This window comes from Vallitalea sp., from assembly GCF_025211055.1.
Lineage (GTDB): Bacteria > Bacillota > Clostridia > Lachnospirales > Vallitaleaceae > Vallitalea.
Window position 1 is genome coordinate 21,167 of the sequence record NZ_JAOARO010000095.1, and the last position, 6,000, is coordinate 27,166.

The window sequence follows — 6,000 nt, forward strand, 5'->3', positions numbered from 1 at the left end:
TATAGTATCCTTATATTGCAATATATTTTATAATCTGATAGTATTTACATAAATTAAATAAGACTATCTGACTAATAAAAGTAATCAAACCCTTGAAGAAACTAAATACTTTGGGGGTAATTTTTCACTATAAGATTTGAGGATGATAAAAATGTTATTTAGCAATAAAGATTTTATAAGAAAAAAGAATTACAAGGAAATTGATTTTAAACTGTTAGCTTCAACAAATAAGTACTATAGAGAATCTGAAGTACATATTGATGAAGTGACTTGGCAGGATCTTGATATGGATAATGTTTTTGCTGATGTTAATCATACTGTAACAACACCAGGAGAAGAAAAGCTATATTGTTGGTTGAGAAACCCAGCTGACAATAAAGAAGATTTTTATAAGCGTAAACATCATATCAACAGCTTCAAGAAAGATAGAATGGTATCAAATAATCTGAGGCTAGCTTTATCGAGAATCAAATATTGTGATTTTGATTTTAGAGAAACTATAAACAAAGGATTTTTGAATAATAATCTATTACTGATTGGTATGATATTGCTAGTAATATTAAATGTAGGTATACTTGCTGTTTCATTAATTACAATGAATTTCACAGCTCTGCCTTTGTTCATTATAACAATGGCAGCTAGCATTATAATTCATTTTAGATTTTCTATGACCTATAATGCCCAATTACAAGTTATTGGTTATATAATTAAGATTCTATCTTTTAGTAAAAAAAATTGGAAGTTAGTTGAAAAAATTTCGCCTGATTTGGCAGATAGATTGAAAGAACTTAATTCTAAGTTATCCAAGATAACTAAAAAAGGTTCGGCTATTTTCAAGATTGAAGGATTAGATGTTATTGGTGATTATATAAACATTTTATTTTTGATAAAAGAAATCAATTTTTTGAGAGTATCAAGTTTGATTAATAAAAATAAAAAAGAATTGATTAGATTATATAATAATATTGGTGATTTGGACGCAGGGTTAAGTATTGATAGGTATCGTAGGGATTTAAAATATTATTGTGAACCTGATATGGACTGTGAGTTTGATAATATAAACATAATAGATATGTACCATCCATTACTGGAAAATCCAATAACCAATACAATAGATATAGATTCTTCAATAGCTATTACAGGTTCTAATATGAGTGGTAAATCAACTTTTTTAAGAACTGTAGGATTGAATTCGCTGTTTGCTCAAGGTATTTGTACTAGTTTGTCCAAGGAGCATAGAGCTAAGTTTTATAAGCTTGTTACTTCAATAAGCCTTAATGATGATATTTTGCAAGGTAAAAGTTATTTTCTTATGGAGGCAGAAGCTATTAAACGTATGGTGGATTCATGTAATGATGAGACTCCATTGTTAATACTAATAGATGAGATATTCAAAGGTACTAATCCTGTAGAACGACTTGCTGCATCAATGGAGATATTGAATCTTTTAGCTGCTGCTAATACTAAGACATTGGTTGCAACACATGACTTGCAGATTTTACCTGAATTAGAGGGTTATGAATATTATTATTTCACAGAGAATGTGACTAAGGATTCACTTGGATTTGATTACAAAGTTCATAAAGGAATTACTTCTACACGTAATGCAATTAAGATATTAGAGTTTATTAAGTATCCAGGTGATTTGGTTGATATGATTAATAAACGTATAGAAGTTATGGAGTTATGATGAATCCTTTCTACACAATGTTAACATATAATTTTTGTAACTAAAGCGTATTGGAGGTTTAAGAATTCCTCTTATTTATCTTAGTTAGATATCTATAAATACTAGGTTCTGAACAAGATAATTTATTGGCAACTGTACTGACCGCACCTTTTAGCATAAAAACACCTTTTTGATCCAATATAGTTACTATCTGTAATCTTTCATCTTGAGTCAAACGATCTACAGGTATATTACTATCTTTAAGTACTTTGTTTAAAACAGTGTCAGTTACTTCTTCAATAGAATTAGAGAATGTTTCTGAGCTGTTTTCTACTATAGAATCAACTGAAATATATTTACTATTTTCATTTATTAATTTATCTGGATGACAAAGCTGTAATATTTTGTCACTAAGCTCTCTATATCTTCTATCATCAAAATTAATACATAACATACCCATAAGTTCTTCATTATTATCTTTTATGAAGAAAGTAGAGGAACGTAATAATCTTTGGTCTTTTGAGACTCCATTATAATTTATCTTATAATCCTTATCCTTATATTCTTTGTTTGCAATTATCTCAAGGCCTAAGTTGGTCATTGGTGCGCCTACAGTTCTTACGCTAATATGACCATTAGCTATGGCAACAATGGACTTTGAATCTGATTGTATATCATGTAAAGCGATTTCGTAATCAGGACCTAGAGTTTTTCCTAAGAATTTTACTAGACTAGTATATTGTTTTAGTATATTATTCTCCATAATTTCACCTGCTTAATATATTTTTTTAATCATTTACTAATATAAAATAGACTATCACAGTAATAAAAAAAATGCAATCTGATAAAAGTTTTTAATTATATTGACTGAAAATTATAGTGATGATAAAATAATATTATAATAATAAAAAATTATAAGGAGGTAAATAAATGAAAGAAATTATAGCTACAAAAAACGCTCCAGAGGCTATTGGACCATATTCTCAGGGGACTGCAGGAGGAGGATTAGTCTTTGTTTCAGGACAACTTCCAATAGATATTGCTACAGGACAATTCCCAGATGGTGGAATAAAGAAACAAACAAAACAATCCCTAGAAAATCTAAAACAAATATTATTAGAGCGTGGAGTAACTTTACAACATGTATTGAAAACAACTGTTTTCTTAAAAGATATGAATGATTTTACTGCTATGAATGAAGTATATAAAGAATATTTTGGAGATAGTAATTATCCAGCAAGAGCAGCAATTCAAGTTGCTAGATTACCAAAAGATGCTTTGGTAGAAATAGAAGCTATTGCTTTAGATAAATAATTTTACAACAATTAGTTTACATAATTATATTTGCTTGAAGGGTTAATTAATACCCACTCTTTAGTTAAATTATAATAAGTATGGAGGTAATTGTATGGCTAGAAAATATGTACCAGAACCATTTAGAATAAAAATGGTCGAAACTATCAAAATGCTTACACGTGAAGAAAGAGAACAAAAGATAGAAGAAGCAAAATATAATATGTTTAATTTAAAAGGTGAAGATGTCTATATTGACCTACTCACAGATAGTGGAACTAATGCCATGAGTCAGGAACAATGGGCAGGTGTCATGATTGGTGACGAAGCTTATGCTGGAGGAAAAAGTTATTTTAAACTGTTAGATACAGCTAGAGATATTTTTAACTATAAGTATATTCAACCCGTTCACCAAGGACGTGCAGCAGAAAAAGTTCTTTTCGGTATATTAATGGGAGAAGGAAAGTATGCTATATCTAATATGTTCTTTGATACAACAAGGGCTCATGTTGAACTTACCGGTGCGAGAGCAATAGATTGTGTTGTTGAAGAGGCTAAGAAACCAGAAGTAAGAGCTCCTTTCAAAGGTAATATGGATGTAGAAAGATTAGAGAAATTAATCAACGAATATGGGCCAGAAAAAATAGCACTAGTTGTTATGACAGTAACTAATAACTCAGCAGGAGGTCAACCTGTATCTATCCAGAATATGAGAGAAACTGCTGCTGTTTGTAAGAAATATGATATCAGAATGAATATTGATGCTGCTCGTTATGCAGAAAATGCATATTTTATCAAGAAAAGAGAAGAAGGATATGCAGACAAATCAATTAAAGATATAGTTAAAGAGATGTTTTCATATGGAGACATGTTTACTATGAGTGCAAAAAAAGATACCATCGTAAACATGGGCGGATTAATTGGAGTAAAAGATGATGAAAAATTGTTCCAAGATGTAAAAGGGCGTACAATATCTTTTGAAGGATTTATTACATATGGTGGACTATCAGGTCGTGACCTTGAATGCTTAGCAATTGGTTTGAATGAAGGTATTGACGAGAGTTACTTAGAATATCGTAATGGACAGATGGAATATCTTGCATCAAGATTGGATGATGCAAATATAGCATACCAAGCTCCTGTAGGAGGTCATGGATTATTTATAGATGCTAAAGAAATGTTCCCTCATATACCATATTATGAATTTCCAGGTCAAGCCCTAGCAATTGAATTATACAAAGAAGCTGGAATACGTACATGTGATATAGGTTCTTATATGTTAGGAAATGATCCTGATACAGGAGAACAATTACAAGCATCATTTGAATTTACAAGATTAGCTATTCCTCGTCGTGTTTATACTCAAGCACATTTTGATGTAATGGCAGATGCACTAATTACTATTAAGGGAAGAGCAAAAGATGTAAAAGGATACAAGATAACTTGGGAACCACCTATTCTTAGACATTTCCAAGCAAGTCTTGAGCCTATATATAAGTAATATTTTAATATAATGGACTTTGTATAGCTATATATTTAGCCAATAATGGCCAATTCCATACCTCTATAAAAGCTATACAGAGTCTTCTATACTATTATAATCAGCATGATAAAAATATGTTATAACAAAAGGTATTTTATTAACAATACCTTAGCTAAATGACATTGGGGAACATGTCTTGTCAAAGATTCTTATACATCCTGATGTATTCCATAGACTTGTTTGGTTTCTTCCTCCATAAATTTGTAAGTCGCTTCTACCATAATTATTATGAGTCATTCTTGAAGTTTCAAGATAGGTTGAAAAGGATAATTGCTTTAATCTAACCTTTACTGTAACAACACCTAAGACTCTGCTTAGGTATGGATAGTTTTCGGGGCGACGGCTCAACTTATACGCTTACATATCTAATAATCCAGTAAACTATATAGCCCCAAGTGGTTATTGCAAAGAAAGTAGCAATCGCAGACCTTATAAAGAAGAAAAAAATGTAACATTATGAATTCAATATGCTTATATACCTACTGCTATTTTGGCAACTGCTGATGCTTCAAATTTTTTAGAAGCACCTGTTGTAAATTAACCATTTATCGAATTACTTAAAAATCTTGCATAACTTTTGGTGAAAAAGCAGTACTAGCAATTTTAATTTTGTAAGGTATGCAATATCAAAAGAACTAAGGTAAGCCTGATTTTAGTAACTTTTAAAGAGTATACCAAATAAATATGTCAGGTGATCATCCATTCAATCCTCTTTTAGATAAAGCTAGAAATACTGTAATGAAAAAAGGACCAAGAAAAGTTTACTAGATGCAGATTATAACGAGTGGGTAGTTGACAAACCAGATGCTAAAGTTGTAATAAACATAATAAGCAGTTTGATTGGGAAAAATCTAGAGAATTTAATATAGGTGATGTTGTTTATTTTTTGGATGGCTTTGAAGATAGAACTACTAAGCAAGAACATCTAAAATGATTCGTGAAGTTTAGAACAGAAGAAGGTGACATATATTCAGCAACGCAACTTTACTTTGTTGTAATAGATGAATGGGAAGATATTATACAATATGCTAAAAAAATATAACACAAGCATATATTACACGAGGGGATGACATATCTTAAAGTAGCCCTATGATTAATAACAGAAGTAGTTACTTAAGGGAAGCCAGAGATTATCACTAAACGTATACTTATTGTCATAATGACCCAATCATTTTCATAAACCCAAGTGGACATACTGCAAGAGTAATATTTGATTGCGAAAAATATAATTATGAAATGAGCGAATTGGCATATTTATATAAAAAATGGCTTTAAAAATATAATTGATAAAAGTAGTTCTCTTTTATTTTCTTAAACTAATATTAAGAGATATATTTATAACAAACAAAGTTCTTGAAAGACAGTATATCAAGAACTTTGTTTATAATATTAATGAATGTAATTAGAAATGATTATATGCAATGTAAATATATTTTAGATTAAAATTTATTAAACACTATCTGATTCTATATAAATAACTTAGATATTGTTATAG

Annotated in this window: 5 protein-coding genes; 3 read left to right on the forward strand and 2 right to left on the reverse strand. The window is 29.9% G+C overall.

Translation table 11 applies throughout. The annotated features are described in order from the left end of the window. The first annotated feature begins 151 nt into the window (after positions 1–151). On the forward strand, positions 152–1,690 hold the full coding sequence (locus tag N4A55_RS15295) for a MutS-related protein (RefSeq protein ID WP_293757988.1): 1,539 nt from the start codon (positions 152–154) through the stop codon (positions 1,688–1,690). Between the two features lie 58 nt (positions 1,691–1,748). Here N4A55_RS15295 and N4A55_RS15300 read toward each other — a convergent pair whose 3' ends face one another. Further along, on the reverse strand, positions 1,749–2,432 hold the full coding sequence (locus tag N4A55_RS15300) for a helix-turn-helix transcriptional regulator (protein WP_293757991.1): 684 nt from the start codon (positions 2,430–2,432) through the stop codon (positions 1,749–1,751). Between the two features lie 167 nt (positions 2,433–2,599). On the opposite strand from N4A55_RS15300, the gene N4A55_RS15305 reads away from it, so the two are divergent. Next, positions 2,600–2,983 carry a RidA family protein gene (locus N4A55_RS15305; RefSeq protein ID WP_293757994.1) on the forward strand — a complete coding sequence of 128 codons (384 nt, stop codon included), beginning with the start codon at positions 2,600–2,602 and terminating at the stop codon, positions 2,981–2,983. Between the two features lie 94 nt (positions 2,984–3,077). Continuing rightward, positions 3,078–4,463, forward strand: coding sequence for a tryptophanase (locus N4A55_RS15310; protein ID WP_293757997.1), 1,386 nt, complete (start codon positions 3,078–3,080; stop codon positions 4,461–4,463). A 150-nt stretch (positions 4,464–4,613) separates the two neighbouring features. Here N4A55_RS15310 and N4A55_RS15315 read toward each other — a convergent pair whose 3' ends face one another. Then, positions 4,614–4,853 (reverse strand): hypothetical protein, encoded by a 240-nt coding sequence (locus N4A55_RS15315; protein WP_293757999.1) that lies wholly within the window; start codon positions 4,851–4,853, stop codon positions 4,614–4,616. Positions 4,854–6,000 lie beyond the last annotated feature (1,147 nt).

Excerpts from the sequence above, each read along its gene's own strand:
- N4A55_RS15305 (WP_293757994.1), top strand. The coding sequence starts at position 2,600 with ATGAAAGAAATTATAGCTACAAAAAACGCTCCAGAGGCTATTGGACCA.
- N4A55_RS15300 (WP_293757991.1), bottom strand. The coding sequence starts at position 2,432 with ATGGAGAATAATATACTAAAACAATATACTAGTCTAGTAAAATTCTTA.
- N4A55_RS15310 (WP_293757997.1), top strand. The coding sequence starts at position 3,078 with ATGGCTAGAAAATATGTACCAGAACCATTTAGAATAAAAATGGTCGAA.
- N4A55_RS15295 (WP_293757988.1), top strand. The coding sequence starts at position 152 with ATGTTATTTAGCAATAAAGATTTTATAAGAAAAAAGAATTACAAGGAA.